The organism is Streptomyces sp. LE64 (assembly GCF_052606915.1).
Genome location: NZ_CP199708.1, coordinates 543,490 through 561,144, shown reverse-complemented (window position 1 = coordinate 561,144; position 17,655 = coordinate 543,490). Strand labels below are relative to the sequence as shown.

Sequence of the window (17,655 nt, the reverse complement as noted above, 5' to 3'; positions counted from 1 at the left end):
CTGCCTGTTCTCTTCGGGGGATGGGTGGTCAGAGGCCAGTACATCGGCGAGTGTTCGATGCTGGTTGCTCATGGGTGGAACGTTGACTATTCGATCTGGTTCTGGGTCGGAGGCTGTGAGTACTGCCCTGTTGGGGGTGTGGAAAGTTGGTCTTCGGGTGGGGCTGGGTTGGGCGCGCTGTTGGGTGTCTGAGGGCACGGCCGTTTTGCGGTTGGGTCTTCGGTATGCCGGCCCCGGTAAAGGTCTGCCTGTTTGGTGGGTTGTGACGGGTGGTTGGTCGTTGTTTGAGAACTGCACAGTGGACGCGAGCATCTGTGGCCAAGTTTTTAAGGGCGCACGGTGGATGCCTTGGCACCAGGAACCGATGAAGGACGTGGGAGGCCACGATAGTCCCCGGGGAGTCGTCAACCAGGCTTTGATCCGGGGGTTTCCGAATGGGGAAACCCGGCAGTCGTCATGGGCTGTCACCCTTGCCTGAACACATAGGGCATGTGGAGGGAACGCGGGGAAGTGAAACATCTCAGTACCCGCAGGAAGAGAAAACAACCGTGATTCCGGGAGTAGTGGCGAGCGAAACTGGATGAGGCTAAACCTTAGGCGTGTGAGACCCGGCAGGGGTTGCGTCTGGGGGGTTGTGGGAGTGTGCTTGATCAGTCTGCCGGCTGGTCGGTGAGTCAGAAATCGTTGATGTAGGCGAAGGGCATGCGAAAGGCCCGGCGTAGAGGGTAAGACCCCCGTAGTCGAAACGTCAGCGACTTGCTTGTGCATTTCCCAAGTAGCACGGGGCCCGAGAAATCCCGTGTGAATCTGGCGGGACCACCCGCTAAGCCTAAATATTCCCTGGTGACCGATAGCGGATAGTACCGTGAGGGAATGGTGAAAAGTACCCCGGGAGGGGAGTGAAATAGTACCTGAAACCGTGTGCCTACAAGCCGTGGGAGCGTCGGATGCCAGCACTTGTGTTGGTGTCTCGTGACTGCGTGCCTTTTGAAGAATGAGCCTGCGAGTTTGCGGTGTGTTGCGAGGTTAACCCGTGTGGGGAAGCCGTAGCGAAAGCGAGTCCGAATAGGGCGTTTGAGTAGCATGCCCAAGACCCGAAGCGGAGTGATCTAGCCATGGGCAGGTTGAAGCGGCTGTAAGAGGTCGTGGAGGACCGAACCCACCAGGGTTGAAAACCTGGGGGATGACCTGTGGTTAGGGGTGAAAGGCCAATCAAACTCCGTGATAGCTGGTTCTCCCCGAAATGCATTTAGGTGCAGCGTCGTGTGTTTCTTGCCGGAGGTAGAGCACTGGATAGGCGATGGGCCCTACCGGGTTACTGACCTTAGCCAAACTCCGAATGCCGGTAAGTGAGAGCGCGGCAGTGAGACTGTGGGGGATAAGCTCCATGGTCGAGAGGGAAACAGCCCAGAGCATCGACTAAGGCCCCTAAGCGTACGCTAAGTGGGAAAGGATGTGGAGTCGCAGAGACAACCAGGAGGTTGGCTTAGAAGCAGCCACCCTTGAAAGAGTGCGTAATAGCTCACTGGTCTAGTGATTCCGCGCCGACAATGTAGCGGGGCTCAAGCGTACCGCCGAAGTCGTGTCATTGCAGTATGTACTCCTAACGGGGACTGTGATGGGTAGGGGAGCGTCGTGTGCCGGGTGAAGCTGCACTGGAAGGTAGTGGTGGACGGTTCACGAGTGAGAATGCAGGCATGAGTAGCGATACACACGTGGGAAACGTGTGCGCCGATTGACTAAGGGTTCCTGGGTCAAGCTGATCTGCCCAGGGTAAGTCGGGACCTAAGGCGAGGCCGACAGGCGTAGTCGATGGATAACCGGTTGATATTCCGGTACCCGCTGTAGAGCGTCAAACATTGAATCAGGCGATGCTAAGCCCGTGAAGCCGTTCCGGACCCTTCGGGGAATGGAAAGTGGTGGAGCCGGTGACCCGGACTTGTAGTAGGTGAGTGATGGGGTGACGCAGGAAGGTAGTCCATCCCGGGCGGTGGTTGTCCCGGGGTAAGGGTGTAGGACGTCAGGTAGGTAAATCCGCCTGGCAATAGTCTGAGACCTGATGCCGAGCCGATTGTGGTGAAGTGGATGATCCTATGCTGTCGAGAAAAGCCTCTAGCGAGTTTTATGGCGGCCCGTACCCTAAACCGACTCAGGTGGTCAGGTAGAGAATACCGAGGCGTTCGGGTGAACTATGGTTAAGGAACTCGGCAAAATGCCCCCGTAACTTCGGGAGAAGGGGGGCCATTCCTGGTGATGGGCTTTGCGCCTTGAGCTGGGGGTGGCCGCAGAGACCAGCGAGAAGCGACTGTTTACTAAAAACACAGGTCCGTGCGAAGCCGTAAGGCGATGTATACGGACTGACGCCTGCCCGGTGCTGGAACGTTAAGGGGACCGGTTAGCTGCATTTCGGTGTGGCGAAGCTGAGAACTTAAGCGCCAGTAAACGGCGGTGGTAACTATAACCATCCTAAGGTAGCGAAATTCCTTGTCGGGTAAGTTCCGACCTGCACGAATGGCGTAACGACTTCTCGACTGTCTCAACCATAGGCCCGGTGAAATTGCACTACGAGTAAAGATGCTCGTTTCGCGCAGCAGGACGGAAAGACCCCGGGACCTTTACTACAGTTTGATATTGGTGTTCGGTTCGGCTTGTGTAGGATAGGTGGGAGACTGTGAAGCGGCCACGCCAGTGGTTGTGGAGTCGTTGTTGAAATACCACTCTGGTCGTGCTGGATGTCTAACCTGGGTCCGTGATCCGGATCAGGGACAGTGTCTGATGGGTAGTTTAACTGGGGCGGTTGCCTCCTAAAGAGTAACGGAGGCGCCCAAAGGTTCCCTCAGCCTGGTTGGTAATCAGGTGTTGAGTGTAAGTGCACAAGGGAGCTTGACTGTGAGACCGACGGGTCGAGCAGGGACGAAAGTCGGGACTAGTGATCCGGCGGTGGCTTGTGGAAGCGCCGTCGCTCAACGGATAAAAGGTACCCCGGGGATAACAGGCTGATCTTCCCCAAGAGTCCATATCGACGGGATGGTTTGGCACCTCGATGTCGGCTCGTCGCATCCTGGGGCTGGAGTCGGTCCCAAGGGTTGGGCTGTTCGCCCATTAAAGCGGTACGCGAGCTGGGTTTAGAACGTCGTGAGACAGTTCGGTCCCTATCCGCTGCGCGCGTAGGAGTCTTGAGAAGGGCTGTCCCTAGTACGAGAGGACCGGGACGGACGAACCTCTGGTGTGCCAGTTGTTCTGCCAAGGGCATGGCTGGTTGGCTACGTTCGGGAGGGATAACCGCTGAAAGCATCTAAGCGGGAAGCCTGCTTCGAGATGAGGGCTCCCACCCACTTGATGGGGTAAGGCTCCCAGTAGACGACTGGGTTGATAGGCCAGATATGGAAGCCGGGTGACCGGTGGAGTTGACTGGTACTAATAGGCCGAGGGCTTGTCCTCAGTTGCTCGCGTCCACTGTGTTGGTTCTGAAACCACGAACTTCCAACACGTATCCCGCTGTTGGTGGGTGTGTGTCTGGTGTGTGTTTCGTAGTGTTTCGGTGGTTATAGCGTGAGGGAAACGCCCGGTTACATTCCGAACCCGGAAGCTAAGCCTTTCAGCGCCGATGGTACTGCAGGGGGGACCCTGTGGGAGAGTAGGACGCCGCCGAACTAATTTTGATACGAGTCGTGTGTCCCAGGAGGGTTTCCTCCTGGGACACACGACTTTTTTGCGTTTCCTGGGGGAAGGCCCATGCCCTCAGTGCGGGGCTTTGTCCGTCGGGCGGTAGGGTCAGGGCGTATCGTCGATTCGTTTCCCACAGGAGGCCCCCGGATGGAGGTCCAGGAGACCCGCGTCCAAACGAACCGGGTCCTCACCATCCCCAACATCCTCAGCATGGCCCGCCTCGCGGGTGTGCCGCTCTTCCTGTGGCTGATCCTCCGACCGGAGTTCGGCGGCCCCCAGAGCGACGGCTGGGCGTTGCTCGTGCTGGCCCTGAGCGGTATCAGTGACTATCTGGACGGGAAGCTCGCCCGGCGCTGGAACCAGGTCAGTAGCCTCGGTCGGCTGCTCGACCCCGCGGCCGACCGGCTCTACATCCTGTCCACCCTGGTCGGCCTCACCTGGCGTGACATCCTGCCGCTCTGGTTGACCGCCGTGCTGTTGGCACGTGAACTCGTGCTGTTGGTGATGGTCGGCATCCTGCGCCGACACGGATATCCGCCGCCGCAGGTGAACTTCCTCGGCAAGGCGGCCACCTTCAACCTGATGTACGCGTTCCCGTTGCTCCTCCTCAGTGACGGCAGCGGTTGGATCGCGTCACTCGCCGCCATTTTCGGATGGGCGTTCGCCGGGTGGGGTACAACCCTGTACTGGTGGGCAGGAGTCCTTTACGTGGTGCAGGTCCGCCGTCTGGTACGGGCGGACGCCATGGCCGGCTGAGCCCACCGATGACGCCTGGGCGGTGGCCTGATGGCCCGCAACGCATCCGTGCGGGACAATGAGAAGGCTCGCAGTCGGCTAGACCGTCGTCTCTCAAGGAGGACGCTTCCGACATGAAGGCCGTCGTGATGGCCGGAGGCGAAGGCACACGCCTTCGTCCGATGACCTCAAGCATGCCCAAGCCGCTCCTGCCGGTGGCGAACCGCCCCATCATGGAGCACGTGCTCAGGCTCCTCAAGAGGCATGGGCTCACCGAGACAGTGGTCACCGTCCAGTTCCTGGCTTCCCTCGTCAAGAACTACTTCGGCGACGGTGAAGAACTCGGCATGGACTTGTCCTACGCCAACGAGGAGAAGCCGCTCGGTACCGCGGGAAGCGTGAAGAACGCGGAAGAGGCGTTGAAGGACGACGCCTTTCTCGTCATCTCCGGTGACGCGCTCACCGATTTCGACCTCACCGAGCTGATCGCCTTCCACAAGGAGAAGGGGGCGCTCGTCACGGTCTGCCTCACCCGAGTGCCCAATCCGCTGGAATTCGGCATCACCATCGTCGACGAGGAAGGCCGGGTCGAACGGTTCCTGGAGAAGCCCACCTGGGGCCAGGTGTTCTCCGACACCGTCAACACCGGCATCTACGTCATGGAGCCGGAGGTCTTCGACTACGTCCAGGCCGACGCGTCCGTCGACTGGTCCGGGGACGTCTTCCCCCAATTGATGAAGGAGGGCAAGCCGGTCTACGGCTACATCGCCGAGGGGTACTGGGAGGACGTCGGCACCCACGAGAGCTATGTGAAGGCCCAAGCCGACGTCCTCGAAGGCAAGGTCGACGTCGACCTGGACGGATTCGAGATCTCCCCCGGGGTGTGGGTGGCGGAAGGGGCGGAAGTCCACCCCGACGCGGTCCTCCGGGGCCCGCTGTACATCGGGGACTACGCCAAGGTGGAGGCGAACGCCGAGATCCGCGAGCACACGGTGGTCGGCTCGAACGTGGTGGTGAAGAGCGGGGCCTTCCTCCACAAGGCCGTGCTCCACGACAACGTGTACATCGGGGACCACAGCAACCTCCGCGGCTGTGTGGTGGGCAAGAACACCGACATCATGCGGGCGGCGCGCATCGAGGACGGTGCCGTCATCGGCGACGAGTGCCTCGTCGGCGAGGAATCGATCGTCCAGGGCAACGTACGGGTCTACCCCTTCAAGACCATCGAGGCGGGCGCCTTCGTCAACACCTCGGTCATCTGGGAGTCGCGGGGTCAGGCCCACCTCTTCGGGGCGCGGGGCGTCAGCGGCATCCTGAACGTGGAGATCACCCCCGAACTGGCCGTACGCCTCGCGGGTGCCTACGCCACGACCCTGAAGAAGGGGGCGACGGTCACCACCGCACGTGACCACTCCCGGGGAGCCCGCGCGCTCAAGCGCGCGGTGATCTCCGCGCTCCAGGCCAGTGCCATCGACGTGCGGGACCTGGAGAACGTCCCGCTTCCGGTGGCGCGGCAGCAGACCGCGCGGGGTAGCGCCGGCGGCATCATGATCCGCACCTCGCCCGGAGTGCCCGACTCGGTCGACGTCATGTTCTTCGACGGCCGGGGCGCCGACCTCTCGCAGGCGAGCCAGCGCAAACTCGACCGGGTCTACGCACGCCAGGAGTACCGCCGTGCCTTCCCCGGCGAGATCGGGGACCTGCACTTCCCGTCGAGCGTCTTCGACTCGTACACCGGGTCCCTGCTGCGCAACGTCGACACCACGGGAATCGCCGAATCCGGGCTGAAGGTCGTGGTGGACGCCTCGAACGGGAGCGCCGGACTGGTCCTGCCCAGCCTGTTGGGCAGGCTCGGCGTCGACTCGCTGACCGTCAACCCGGGGCTGGACGAAGCACGGCCCACCGAGACCGCGGAGACCCGGCGCTCCGGGCTGGTGCGGCTGGGCGAGATCGTGGCCTCCGCCCGGGCGGCCTTCGGCGTCCGCTTCGACCCGGTCGGCGAGCGGCTTTCCCTGGTGGACGAGAAGGGGCGGATCGTCGAGGACGACCGGGCGCTCCTGGTGATGCTGGACCTGGTCGCCGCGGAACGGCGCAGCGGTCGGGTGGCACTGCCGGTGACCACCACCCGGATCGCCGAGCAGGTCGCCGCCTACCACGGCACCCAGGTCGACTGGACGACGACCACCCCCGACGACCTGACCCGGGTGGGACGTGAGGAGACGACGATCTTCGGCGGCGACGGCCGCGGCGGGTTCATCGTGCCCGAGTTCAGCAGCGTCTTCGACGGCACGGCGGCCTTCGTCCGACTCATCGGTCTGGTGGCCCGCACCCAGCTCACGTTGAGTCAGATCGATGCCCGGATTCCGCGGGCGCACGTCCTGAAGCGGGACGTGGCCACCCCGTGGGCGGTCAAGGGGCTGGTGATGCGGCGCGTGGTCGAGGAAGCCGGGGACCGGTCCGTGGACACCACGGACGGGGTCCGGGTGGTCGAGGCGGACGGCCGGTGGGTGCTGGTCCTCCCGGATCGCGCGGAAGCGGTCACCCACCTGTGGGCCGAGGGCCCCGACGACGCGTCCGCCCAGGCGCTGTTGGACGAGTGGTCGGCGGTCGTGGAGGGCGCCGGCAGCTGAGCGGAGGTCACCCGGGCGGGCCGTCGCACGACCCGCCCGGGTACGTCTTTCGAGTGGACGCCGGCGTCGCCGAACCGCCCCGTCCGGCGGCCGGACAGGGCCATTCGGAGGAATGGGCACCGACGTGCGACGATGTGCGGCATGCCGCAGCCGCCCCCTGTTCGGAGTACTGCTTCGCGTCCCCGGCGCCCGGACGCGTCCATGTCCCTGCTGACCAACGTCATGGACCACAGCCTCGACGACGGTTATGCGGAGGCGGCCGCCCGCAAGCGGGCGCAGGGCGAATCCGGCGGGCTTCCGAAGACGCTCCGGGCCCGCCTCGGGCTCGCCGGCGGGCTGGTCCTGGCAGCCCTCGTGGTCACGGTGGGTGCGGCCCAGGCCCGGGCCACCGCTCCGGTGATCGCGAAGGAGCGGGAGGAACTGATCGACCGGGTCGAGGCCGAAACCGCCGCCGCCGACGAGTTGCAGAAGAACGTGGACGACCTGCGGGACGACGTGCACGACCGTCGTCGCGAGGCGCTCCGGCACGAGACCGGCCCCGACGACCTCATCGGCGTCCTGGCGGGCTCCTCCGCCGTGCACGGACCCGGGGTCAAGCTGACGGTGGACGACGCGAAGGAGGCCGACGTCGACGGCGACGGCCCGCGCGGCACCTCCGGCTTCTCCGACACCGGGCGGGTCAAGGACCGTGACCTCCAGCGGGTCGTCAACGGCCTGTGGCACTCCGGTGCCGAGGCGGTGTCGATCAACGGCCAGCGGTTGACGGCGCTGTCCGCCATCCGTGCCGCCGGCGATGCGGTGCTGGTCGACAACCGGCCCCTGGTCCCGCCGTACACGGTGCTCGCGGTGGGGGACGGGGAGCGGCTGAGCACCCGGTTCCAGAACAGTCCCGACGGCCTGTACCTCAACGCTCTCCAGGAGAACTTCGGGATCAGGACCGGGATTTCCGTACACAAGGACCTGCGGTTGCCGGCGGCACCGAGCGTGATCGTCCGTACCGCACAGCCGAGAACAGAGAAGGGCACATCGTGATCGCCGTACTGGGCCTCGTCCTGGGAGTCGTGGCCGGACTGCTGGTCCGACCCGAAGTCCCCGCGGTGGTCGAGCCGTATCTGCCGATCGCCGTGGTCGCGGCGCTCGACGCCGTCTTCGGCGGCCTGCGGGCGATGCTCGACGGCATCTTCGACGACAAGGTGTTCGTGGTGTCGTTCCTGTCGAACGTCGTGGTGGCGGCACTCATCGTGTTCCTGGGCGACGAGTTGGGCGTCGGCGCCCAGCTGTCGACCGGTGTGGTGGTCGTGCTGGGCATCCGCATCTTCTCCAACGCCGCCGCGATCCGGCGGCACGTCTTCCGGGCGTGAGGCGGATGAACTCAGACGGCAGCGAGGGGCGCGGCCCCGACGAGGGCACCCGTTCCGCGGGACGGGACGCCCGGCGGTCCGGCTCCGGGTGGCCGCTCCGTGAGGAACTGCCCGCGGAAGTGCCGGTGGGACCCGTGGCCGGGGGGCCGGGAGAAGGCGCCCCCGAGGGGGCTCCCCCGGGCCTGACGGGCCGTCAACGCCTGGTCAAGGGGTTGTGGCCGCCGCGCTTCAGCCGGGCGCAACTGATCGTGGCACTGCTGCTGGCGGGGCTCGGTTTCGGCCTCGCCGTCCAGGTGGCGGCCACCAGCGACAGTAGTGTGCTCCGTGGCGCCAGGCAGGAGGATCTGGTGCGGATCCTCGATGAACTGGATGACCGGACCCAACGTCTAGAAGAGGAGAAGCAGCGTCTCCAGGGCCAGCGGTCCGAGCTGGAGAACAGCTCGGACCAGGCGGAAGAGGCGCGCAAGCAGACCGTCGAGAGGGAGAAGCAGCTGGGGGTGCTGGCGGGCACCGTGGGCGCCGAAGGACCCGGCATCACGGTGGTCGTCACGGACTCCCGGGCAGCGGTGGAGGCCCGCATGCTCCTGGACGCCGTCCAGGAGTTGCGTGCGGCCGGCGCCGAGGCGATCCAACTGAACGGGGTCCGGGTGGTAGCCGGCACGTATCTGACGGGCGGCAAGGGAGAAGGAGTGAGCGTGGACGGAACCGGGATCAGTCCCCCCTACCGTTTCAAGGTCATCGGCAGGCCGCAGGACCTCGAACCGGCGCTCAACATTCCCGGCGGCGTGGTGCAGACTCTGGAGAAGGAGCAGGCCGACGTGACCGTGACGCGCTCGAAGAAGATCGTCGTGGATGCCTTGCGGCCGGCGCAGCGGCCTGACTACGCTCGGTCGTCCTCGCGGTGAGCCGGGGAACGCCTCGGTCACTTTGCGAGGGCGCGTGATTGCGGGGGGTCGGCGCACCGGAAGCGCGGTGCGTGGTGGAAACTGTCTGGTGGGTACGGACGTTGTGAAGGTGTCCGGGTCGGCAGGTGTGTGTACTCAGGGTTCGTCCTGCCCCACGGGCGGGTCTGTTTCGGTCAAGGGGAATCGCCCGTGAAGTTGTTTGCGAAGTTGTTCGGCAAGAGCGCACGCGAGGAGCGTGGCAACGCCACGGCCCGGCACCGTGCCCCGCGGCAGGGGGACGCCGAGGCGCAGTCCGGTGAGCGTCCGCTGTTCCGCGATCAGGTGGGTGCTCCGGGCGGTGACGTCCCGGGTGGACGGGGCGCGTCTCCCGTTGACCCCGCCACCTCCGCGCCCATAGGTTTCGGGGAGCAGTCGGCCCCGGGCGCGGGCGGTGGGTTCGCCGCCGGTCCGTACGGCTCCCAGCCTCCGGGCGGGGGGCAGGAGGGCGGTCCGTCCATGGACCTGGTGTGCACGAGGTGCGGCAGCCGGAACGCGCAGGCGAGCCGTTTCTGCTCGCACTGCGGGGCGCCTCTGCGCGGTGGCGCCGAGCGGCCTTCGGAGACGACCTCGACCATTTCGATCTCCGGCCTGGAGGCGTACGACTCGGAGGTGACCGGGCAGACCCAGTTGCCCTCCCTGTCGCCCGAGGCGCAGGCGGCGGTCGACGCGCTGCCCTTCGGTTCCGCGCTCCTGGTGGTGCGACGGGGGCCGAACTCGGGCAGTCGTTTCCTCCTCGACGGTGATCTGACGACCGCGGGGCGTCACCCGCAGAGCGACATCTTCCTGGACGACATCACGGTCTCCCGGCGGCACGTCGAGTTCCGACGTGCTCAGGACGGCTCGTTCACGGTCGCCGACGCGGGCAGCCTCAACGGCACGTACGTCAACCGTGAGCCGGTGGACAACGTTCGGCTCTCCCACGGCGACGAGGTGCAGATCGGTAAGTACCGGCTGGTCTTCTACGCGAGCCAGCGGGGTGTCTGACCAGGGAAGGTCCATGGTGCACACACCGGGCGGTGCCGGCAACGGCACCGCCGCGGCGGGCCGTCGCCTGCTGAGCATCGGCGCCGTGTTGAACGCGCTGCGGGACGAGTTCCCGGAGGTCACCATCTCCAAGATCCGTTTCTTGGAGTCGGAGGGACTCGTCGAACCGCAGCGCACCCCGTCCGGGTACCGCAAGTTCAGCGTGCAGGACGTGGAGCGGCTCGGCCAGGTCCTGCGGTTGCAGCGGGACCACTACCTGCCGCTGCGGGTGATCCGCGAGTACGTGCAGGCCCTGGAACGGGGCGAGGCCGTCCAGCTGCCGTCCCTGGGGCGACCGGGTGACACCCCGGACGAGGACCCGGCGGGGCCCGGGGCTCCGGGGACCGCGCCCACGGCGGCCCGGGTGGGCCGTGCGGAGCTGATGGCCGCCGTCGGCATCGGGGAGGACGGGCTCGCCGAGTGGGAGTCCTACGGATTGCTCGCTCCGCTGCCCGACGGCAGCTACGACGCCTCGGCCGTCACCGTGGCGGGCCTCGTCCAGGAACTGGGCCGGTTCGGGATCGAGCCCCGGCACCTGAGGGCGATGAAGGGCTCCGCCGAGCGCGAGGCCGGTCTCGTCGACCAGGTCGTGGCGCCCCTGCGGATGCACCGGAACCCCCAGACCCGGGCCCATGCCGAGGCCCGCGCCCGGGAGCTTGCCGGGCTCACCGTCCGGCTGCACACCGTGCTGGTGCACGCGGCCCTGGGGGTGCGGTCGCCCTGAGCGACCGGCCGTCCACGGCACCGGAACGGCCTGCTGGAGGGCCAGGAGGAGTGCCCGACTACCCAAAGGTGCCGGGCACGGCCTAGGGTTGCTGTGTGAACGAGCTCGACGTCGTAGGTGTCCGGGTCGAAATGCCCTCCAACCAACCGATCGTGCTTCTGCGTGAAGTGGGAGGCGACCGTTACCTCCCCATCTGGATCGGGCCCGGGGAGGCGACGGCGATCGCCTTCGCCCAACAGGGCATGGCTCCCGCGCGTCCGCTGACCCACGACCTGTTCAAGGACGTGCTGGAGGCCGTGGGCCAGGAGCTGAGCGAAGTGCGCATCACGGACCTCCGCGAAGGCGTCTTCTACGCGGAACTGGTCTTCGCAAGCGGTGTCGAGGTCAGTGCGCGCCCTTCGGACGCCATAGCGCTGGCCCTGCGCACGGGAACGCCGATCTACGGCAGTGACGGGGTGCTCGCCGACGCGGGCATCGCCATCCCCGACGAGCAGGAGGACGAGGTGGAGAAGTTCCGCGAGTTCCTCGACCAGATCTCCCCCGAGGACTTCGGCACCAACAGCCAGTGACCGGACCGTCGGGCCCGCGCCGCCGGTGCGAGCGTCCGGACGGTGGGGGGCGTCCCGGTCCCGGGACGGCCCTCTCACCGCATTCGGCTAGCCTTTCCCCGCAACCGGACACGGGAAACCACTCGTAGGGTGATTATCACTCGGCGTGGCGAGTGTGGCGATCGTTGACGCACTCCGAGCGACTGCCTACCGTCGTGAGGGCAGGTCAAGGACGGAGGTCGGCGTGAGAAGCAGCGGCGACGGTACGGCTGGGGGTGCCCCCGGACGGATCCTGGGGGAAGGCGGCCCGTACGCGCTCCACGACGGTCGGGTCGGCCAGGTGCCGCCCCGTCCCCTCCCGGTGCCCGAGAACGACGCCCGGCGCGCCGCGGAACCGCTCGGCTACCGGGGTCCCACCGCGTGTGCCGCCGCCGGCATCACCTACCGCCAGTTGGACTACTGGGCCCGCACCGGTCTGGTGGAGCCCAGCGTTCGGCCTGCACAGGGCTCCGGCACCCAGCGGCTGTACAGCTTCCGGGACGTGGTCGTCCTCAAGATCGTGAAGCGGTTCCTGGACACGGGCGTGTCCCTCCAGAACATCCGGGCGGCCGTCCAGCACCTGCGGGAGCGCGGATTCCGCGACCTGGAGCGGCTGACGCTGATGAGCGACGGCGCCACCGTCTACGAGTGCAGTTCGCCCGACGAGGTGCACAAGTTGCTCCAGGGCGGCCAGGGCGTCTTCGGCATCGCCGTCGGCGTGGTCTGGCAGGACGTCGAGAGCGCCCTGTCCCAACTGCACGGCGAGCGCGTCGACACGGGGGAGACCTTGATCGGCCACAATCCGGCGGACGAGCTCGCCCGGCGCCGCAACCGCGCCGGCTGACCTCGCGGGAGGCCGCCCCCGGGTCGCCGGGGCGTTGTCACCGCCGTAGTGCAGCATCGGAGGGGTGAGGAACCAGCCCACCATCCTGCACCTGGACATGGATGCCTTCTACGCCTCAGCGGAGCAGGCCGCCAAGCCCAGCCTGCGCGGGAAGGCCGTGGTGGTGGGCGGCATCGGCCCGCGGGGGGTGGTGGCCACCGCGTCCTACGAGGCACGCCGGTTCGGGGTCCGCTCGGCGATGCCCACGGCCCAGGCCCGCAGGCTCGCTCCGAACGCCGCCTACCTGGTGCCCCGCTTCGGCTTCTACCGGGAGATCAGCGACCGGGTGATGAGCATGTTGCGGGAGTTGTCCCCGCTGGTGGAGCCGCTCAGCCTGGACGAGGCCTTCGTGGACCTGGAGGCGGGCGACACGGCCCGGGACGAGGCGTCCGCCCGCGCGGTGGGCACCCGACTGCGCGCCGACATCCGGGCTGCCACGGGGCTGACCGGGTCGGTCGGGCTGGCCGCCTCCAAGATGGTCGCCAAGATCGCATCGGAGGAGGCCAAACCGGACGGTCTGCTGCTGGTGCGGGCGGGCACCGAACGGGCCCTGCTGGCCCCCATGGCGGTCCGGGTGCTGCCGGGGGTGGGGCCCGCCACCGGCGACCACCTGCGCCGGGCGGGCATCAGCACCGTCGGCGAACTCGCCGAGGCCGGTGAGGACGAACTGGTGCGGCTGCTGGGCAAGGCCCACGGGGCGGGCCTGTACGCGATGGCCCTCGCCCGCGACGAGCGGCCGGTGGTGGCCGAACGGGAGACGAAGTCGGTGTCCGTGGAGGACACGTACGACGTCGACATCCACGACCGGACCCGGGTGCGGCTGGAGGTGCAACGGCTCGCCGAACGGTGCGTGCGACGGCTGCGGGACTCCGGCCATTCGGGCCGCACCGTGGTGCTCAAGGTGCGCCGCTACGACTTCTCGACGCTCACCCGCTCCGAGACGCTGCGCGGCCCCACCGACGACCCCAGGGTGGTCCGCGAGGCGGCCGGCCGCCTGCTGGAGTCGGTGGACACCACCGGCGGCGTGCGGCTCCTCGGCGTGGGCGTCAGCGGCCTCGCCGACTACACCCAGGAGGACCTGTTCGCGCAGGCAGCCGGGGAGCACCCGCCCGAGGTGCCCGACGACGCGGAGGCCGATCCGGGGGCCGAAGGCCCGCAGGACCCCGCGTCGCCCGCCCGCGCGTCCTCCCGGTGGGCGGCCGGACACGACGTCCACCACGCCGTCCACGGGCCGGGCTGGGTCCAGGGCAGCGGGGTGGGGCGGGTGACGGTGCGCTTCGAGACCCCGGACTCCCCGCCGGGCCGGGTGCGGACCTTCGCCGTGGACGACCCCGACCTCACCCCCTCCGACCCGGTCCCCCTGGTGGCGGACGGTTACCGCTCCCCGGACGGCTCGGGCTCGTCCCCCGGGCCGGCGGCCCACTCGCCGACATCGGGGCCGGGGGAGGCCACGTCGAGCCCGTAGTGGTGGTAGAGCCGCAGCTCCTGTTCGGGGGAGAGGTGGCGTCCCACGCCGAAGTCCGGGGCGTCCCTGATCAGGGCGCGCTCGAAGGGAACCCGGAGGGTGCCCGCCACCAGTTCGCTGGGCTCCAGGGGGACGAACGCGTCCCGGCTGAACAGACCCGTCCGGATCGCCGCCCACTCCGGCACTCCCGTGGCGTCGTCGAGGTAGACCTCGTCCACGGTGCCGATCCTCGTACCGTGGAGGTCGAACGCCTTGCGGCCGATCAGGTTGCGCGGATCGATGTCGGTCTGCACGTGCCCTCCAGCTCGTCGCAACTCATCCGTCAGCACCACGAAAGAGCACATTTCCGCAGGCGGCCACTCGAAGCCCCGTGCGAAGAGCCGCTGGTAGGCTGGAAGCGGCTGTCGACCCCGTGCGGGAGAGCTCCCCGGCCACGGTCGGGGGCGCCGAAGGAGCAAATCCTCCCCGGAATCTCTCAGGCCCCAGTACCGCGCGGGTGAGGTCACTCTGGAAAGCAGGGCGGGCGGTTTCCGGACCTCCGCCCTCACCGACGGTGAAAGTCGGGCCGCGCGCCCGGTGAAGCTCTCAGGTTGAGATGACAGAGGGGGAGGCCGTCCGGGCACCCGCGTCATGGTGCCCCTCGCAGGTCGTACCGACCAGGAGGCCCCCGCAATGACTGTCAACCGTCCCCCGCTCTCCCAGCTCGAACAGGGCATTCCGTTCGAGCGGCGCCACATCGGCCCCGATGCGGAAGCCCGTGCCAAGATGCTCGCCCAGGTCGGGTACGGTTCGCTGGACGAACTGACGGCCACCGCGGTCCCCGACGTCATCAAGAACGCCGAGGCGCTCGACCTGCCGGCGGCCCGCACCGAGGCCGAGGTCCTCGCCGAACTGCGCTCCCTCGCCGACCGCAACGACGTCCTCGGCTCCATGATCGGCCTGGGTTACTACGGCACCTTCACCCCGCCGGTCATCCTCCGCAACGTCATGGAGAACCCGGCCTGGTACACCGCCTACACGCCGTACCAGCCGGAGATCTCGCAGGGCCGCCTGGAGGCCCTGCTGAACTTCCAGACGACGGTGGCCGAACTGACCGGGCTGCCCACGTCCGGAGCCTCCCTCCTGGACGAGGGGACCGCCGCCGCCGAGGCCATGGCGCTCTCCCGCCGGGTCGGCAAGGTCAAGGGCGGCGTCTTCCTCGTCGACGCGGACACCCTGCCCCAGACGGTCGCCGTCATCCGAACCCGCGCCGAACCCACCGGGGTGGAGGTCGTCGTCGCCGACCTGACCGCCGGCATCCCCACCGAGGTCGCCGAGCGGGGCGTCACCGGCGTCCTGCTCCAGTACCCGGGGGCCTCCGGGGCCGTGCTCGACCTGCGCCCCGTCATCGAACAGGCCCACGAACTGGGCGCCGTCGTCACCGTCGCCGCCGACCTGCTCGCCCTCACCCTGCTGACCCCGCCCGGCGAACTGGGCGCGGACATCGCCGTCGGCACGACCCAGCGCTTCGGCGTGCCCATGGGCTTCGGCGGCCCGCACGCCGGCTACCTGGCGGTGCACGAGAAGTTCGCCCGCAACCTGCCCGGCCGGCTCGTCGGCGTGTCCGTCGACCGCGACGGCGACCGCGCCTACCGGCTCGCGCTCCAGACCCGCGAACAGCACATCCGCCGCGAGAAGGCCACCAGCAACATCTGCACCGCCCAGGTGCTGCTCGCCGTGATGGCCGGTATGTACGCCGTGTACCACGGGCCGGAGGGCCTGCGGACCATCGCCCGCCGCACCCACCGCCACGCCGCGGTCCTCGCGGCGGGCCTGCGGGCCGCCGGTGTCGAGGTGGTGCACGGCGCGTTCTTCGACACGGTGACGGCACGGGTGCCCGGCAGGGCCGCCGCCGTCGTGGCCGCGGCCCGCGAGGACGGGGTCAACCTGCGGCTGGTGGACGCCGACCACGTCGGCGTGGCCTGCGACGAGACCACCACCCGCGAGCAACTCGGGACGGTCTGGACCGCCTTCGGAGCCGACGCCGACGTCGAGGGTTTGGACGCAACGGTCCCGGACGCCCTGCCGGCGGCGCTGCTGCGCACCGACGACTACCTGACGCACCCCGTCTTCCACCAGTACCGCTCCGAGACGGCGATGCTGCGCTACCTGCGCCGGCTCTCCGACCGGGACTACGCCCTCGACCGGGGCATGATCCCGCTCGGTTCCTGCACGATGAAGCTGAACGCCACCACCGAGATGGAACCGGTCACCTGGCCGGAGTTCGGGCAGCTGCACCCCTTCGCCCCCGCCGAGCAGGCCCAGGGGTACCTGACGCTGATCCGGGAACTGGAGGACCGGCTCGCCGAGGTCACCGGCTACGACAAGGTGTCCCTCCAGCCGAACGCGGGGTCGCAGGGCGAACTGGCCGGTCTGCTCGCGGTGCGCGGCTACCACCGGGCGCGCGGGGAGGAACAGCGCACGGTCTGCCTGATCCCCTCCTCGGCGCACGGGACGAACGCGGCGAGCGCGGTCATGGCGGGGATGCGGGTGGTCGTCGTGGCGACCGCCGACGACGGCGAGGTGGACGTCGACGACCTGCGGGCCAAGATCGAGCGGCACCGCGAGGAACTGGCCGTCCTGATGATCACGTATCCGTCGACGCACGGGGTGTTCGAGGAGCACGTCGCCGACATCTGCGCGGCCGTGCACGATGCGGGCGGCCAGGTCTACGTCGACGGCGCCAACCTCAACGCGCTGGTCGGGCTGGCCAAGCCGGGGCGGTTCGGCGGCGACGTCTCGCACCTGAACCTGCACAAGACCTTCTGCATCCCGCACGGGGGCGGCGGGCCCGGGGTCGGGCCGGTGGCGGTGCGAGCCCATCTCGCACCCCATCTGCCGAACCACCCGCTCCAGCCGGCGGCCGGACCGGACACGGGCGTGGGGCCGATCTCGGCCGCGCCGTGGGGTTCGGCGGGGATCCTGCCCATCTCCTGGGCGTACGTGCGCCTCATGGGCGGTGAAGGGCTCAAGCGGGCCACCCAGGTGGCGGTGCTGTCCGCGAACTACGTCGCCAAGCGCCTGGAGCCGCACTACCCGGTCCTCTACACCGGTCCGGGAGGTCTGGTCGCCCACGAGTGCATCATCGACCTGCGGCCGCTCACCAAGGCGACCGGCGTGACGGTCGACGACGTGGCCAAGCGGCTGATCGACTACGGCTTCCACGCGCCCACGATGTCGTTCCCGGTGGCGGGCACCCTGATGATCGAGCCCACCGAGAGCGAGGACCTCACGGAACTCGACCGCTTCTGCGAGGCGATGATCGCCATTCGGGCGGAGATCGAGAAGGTGGCGTCCGGACAGTGGCCGGCCGAGGACAACCCGCTGTGCAACGCGCCCCACACCGCACGTTCCCTGGCCGGCGTGTGGGAGCACCCCTACGAGCGGGACGTGGCGGTCTTCCCGGCCGGGGTGTCGCCCGCGGACAAGTACTGGCCGCCGGTGCGGCGGATCGACCAGGCGTACGGCGACCGCAACCTGGTGTGCTCCTGCCCGCCGGTGGACGCCTACGGGGAGTGAACCGCCGGCAGGGCTTGACATGCTGACGGACCGGTCGGGCGGCCACGGGTCGCCCGACCGGTCCGTCAGCACCGGC

The 17,655-nt window shown here is 68.0% G+C and carries 12 protein-coding genes, 2 rRNA genes and 1 riboswitch; of the genes, 13 read left to right on the top strand and 1 reads right to left on the bottom strand.

Features of this window, described 5'->3' with window-relative positions:
* Positions 1-316: 316 nt before the first annotated feature.
* From ACSMX9_RS02400 to ACSMX9_RS02345, 12 genes are all read left to right on the top strand, one after another.
* Positions 317-3,441: ribosomal RNA gene (locus tag ACSMX9_RS02400) — 23S ribosomal RNA — on the top strand.
* Between the two features lie 96 nt (positions 3,442-3,537).
* Positions 3,538-3,654, top strand: a 5S ribosomal RNA gene (rrf, locus tag ACSMX9_RS02395).
* A gap of 162 nt (positions 3,655-3,816) precedes the next feature.
* Entirely contained in the window at positions 3,817-4,425 is a 609-nt protein-coding gene (locus tag ACSMX9_RS02390; RefSeq protein ID WP_351248526.1) for a CDP-alcohol phosphatidyltransferase family protein, read from the top strand.
* A gap of 113 nt (positions 4,426-4,538) precedes the next feature.
* Entirely contained in the window at positions 4,539-7,034 is a 2,496-nt protein-coding gene (locus ACSMX9_RS02385; protein ID WP_445399582.1) for a sugar phosphate nucleotidyltransferase, read from the top strand.
* Positions 7,035-7,235: 201 nt separating this feature from the next.
* The gene (locus tag ACSMX9_RS02380; RefSeq protein ID WP_351248530.1) at positions 7,236-8,066 is read left to right on the top strand and encodes a DUF881 domain-containing protein; all 831 of its coding nucleotides are present in this window, start codon (positions 7,236-7,238) and stop codon (positions 8,064-8,066) included.
* Positions 8,063-8,395, top strand: a complete 333-nt coding sequence (locus tag ACSMX9_RS02375; protein WP_073795017.1) for a small basic family protein — start codon at positions 8,063-8,065, stop codon at positions 8,393-8,395. Before ACSMX9_RS02380 ends, ACSMX9_RS02375 begins: the two co-directional genes overlap by 4 nt.
* Before the next feature lie 5 nt (positions 8,396-8,400).
* Positions 8,401-9,300, top strand: a complete 900-nt coding sequence (locus ACSMX9_RS02370) for a DUF881 domain-containing protein (protein WP_445399580.1) — start codon at positions 8,401-8,403, stop codon at positions 9,298-9,300.
* Positions 9,301-9,489: 189 nt separating this feature from the next.
* Positions 9,490-10,323 carry an FHA domain-containing protein gene (locus ACSMX9_RS02365; RefSeq protein WP_351248534.1) on the top strand — a complete coding sequence of 278 codons (834 nt, stop codon included), beginning with the start codon at positions 9,490-9,492 and terminating at the stop codon, positions 10,321-10,323.
* A 13-nt stretch (positions 10,324-10,336) separates the two neighbouring features.
* Positions 10,337-11,086, top strand: coding sequence for a transcriptional regulator FtsR (gene ftsR, locus ACSMX9_RS02360; protein ID WP_445399578.1), 750 nt, complete (start codon positions 10,337-10,339; stop codon positions 11,084-11,086).
* A 95-nt stretch (positions 11,087-11,181) separates the two neighbouring features.
* Entirely contained in the window at positions 11,182-11,655 is a 474-nt protein-coding gene (locus tag ACSMX9_RS02355) for a bifunctional nuclease family protein (protein ID WP_351248538.1), read from the top strand.
* 223 nt (positions 11,656-11,878) lie between these two features.
* The gene (locus ACSMX9_RS02350; RefSeq protein WP_445399576.1) at positions 11,879-12,517 is read left to right on the top strand and encodes a MerR family transcriptional regulator; all 639 of its coding nucleotides are present in this window, start codon (positions 11,879-11,881) and stop codon (positions 12,515-12,517) included.
* Positions 12,518-12,581: 64 nt separating this feature from the next.
* Complete coding sequence (locus tag ACSMX9_RS02345) at positions 12,582-14,021, top strand: DNA polymerase IV (protein WP_445399574.1); 1,440 nt, start codon at positions 12,582-12,584, stop codon at positions 14,019-14,021.
* On the opposite strand, the gene ACSMX9_RS02340 is transcribed toward ACSMX9_RS02345, so the two are convergent.
* Entirely contained in the window at positions 13,931-14,314 is a 384-nt protein-coding gene (locus ACSMX9_RS02340) for a PRC-barrel domain-containing protein (protein ID WP_366116974.1), read from the bottom strand. The two genes, ACSMX9_RS02345 and ACSMX9_RS02340, sit on opposite strands and share 91 nt — an antisense overlap.
* Before the next feature lie 112 nt (positions 14,315-14,426).
* Positions 14,427-14,522: riboswitch (glycine riboswitch) on the top strand.
* Positions 14,523-14,693: 171 nt separating this feature from the next.
* Here ACSMX9_RS02340 and gcvP point away from each other — a divergent pair.
* A complete protein-coding gene (gene gcvP / locus ACSMX9_RS02335) occupies positions 14,694-17,579 on the top strand; it encodes an aminomethyl-transferring glycine dehydrogenase (protein ID WP_445399572.1) in 2,886 nt (961 codons plus the stop codon).
* The last annotated feature ends 76 nt before the right edge of the window (positions 17,580-17,655 follow it).

Excerpts from the sequence above, each read along its gene's own strand:
- ACSMX9_RS02390 (WP_351248526.1), top strand. The coding sequence starts at position 3,817 with ATGGAGGTCCAGGAGACCCGCGTCCAAACGAACCGGGTCCTCACCATC.
- ACSMX9_RS02385 (WP_445399582.1), top strand. The coding sequence starts at position 4,539 with ATGAAGGCCGTCGTGATGGCCGGAGGCGAAGGCACACGCCTTCGTCCG.
- ACSMX9_RS02380 (WP_351248530.1), top strand. The coding sequence starts at position 7,236 with ATGTCCCTGCTGACCAACGTCATGGACCACAGCCTCGACGACGGTTAT.
- ACSMX9_RS02370 (WP_445399580.1), top strand. The coding sequence starts at position 8,401 with ATGAACTCAGACGGCAGCGAGGGGCGCGGCCCCGACGAGGGCACCCGT.
- ftsR (WP_445399578.1), top strand. The coding sequence starts at position 10,337 with ATGGTGCACACACCGGGCGGTGCCGGCAACGGCACCGCCGCGGCGGGC.
- gcvP (WP_445399572.1), top strand. The coding sequence starts at position 14,694 with ATGACTGTCAACCGTCCCCCGCTCTCCCAGCTCGAACAGGGCATTCCG.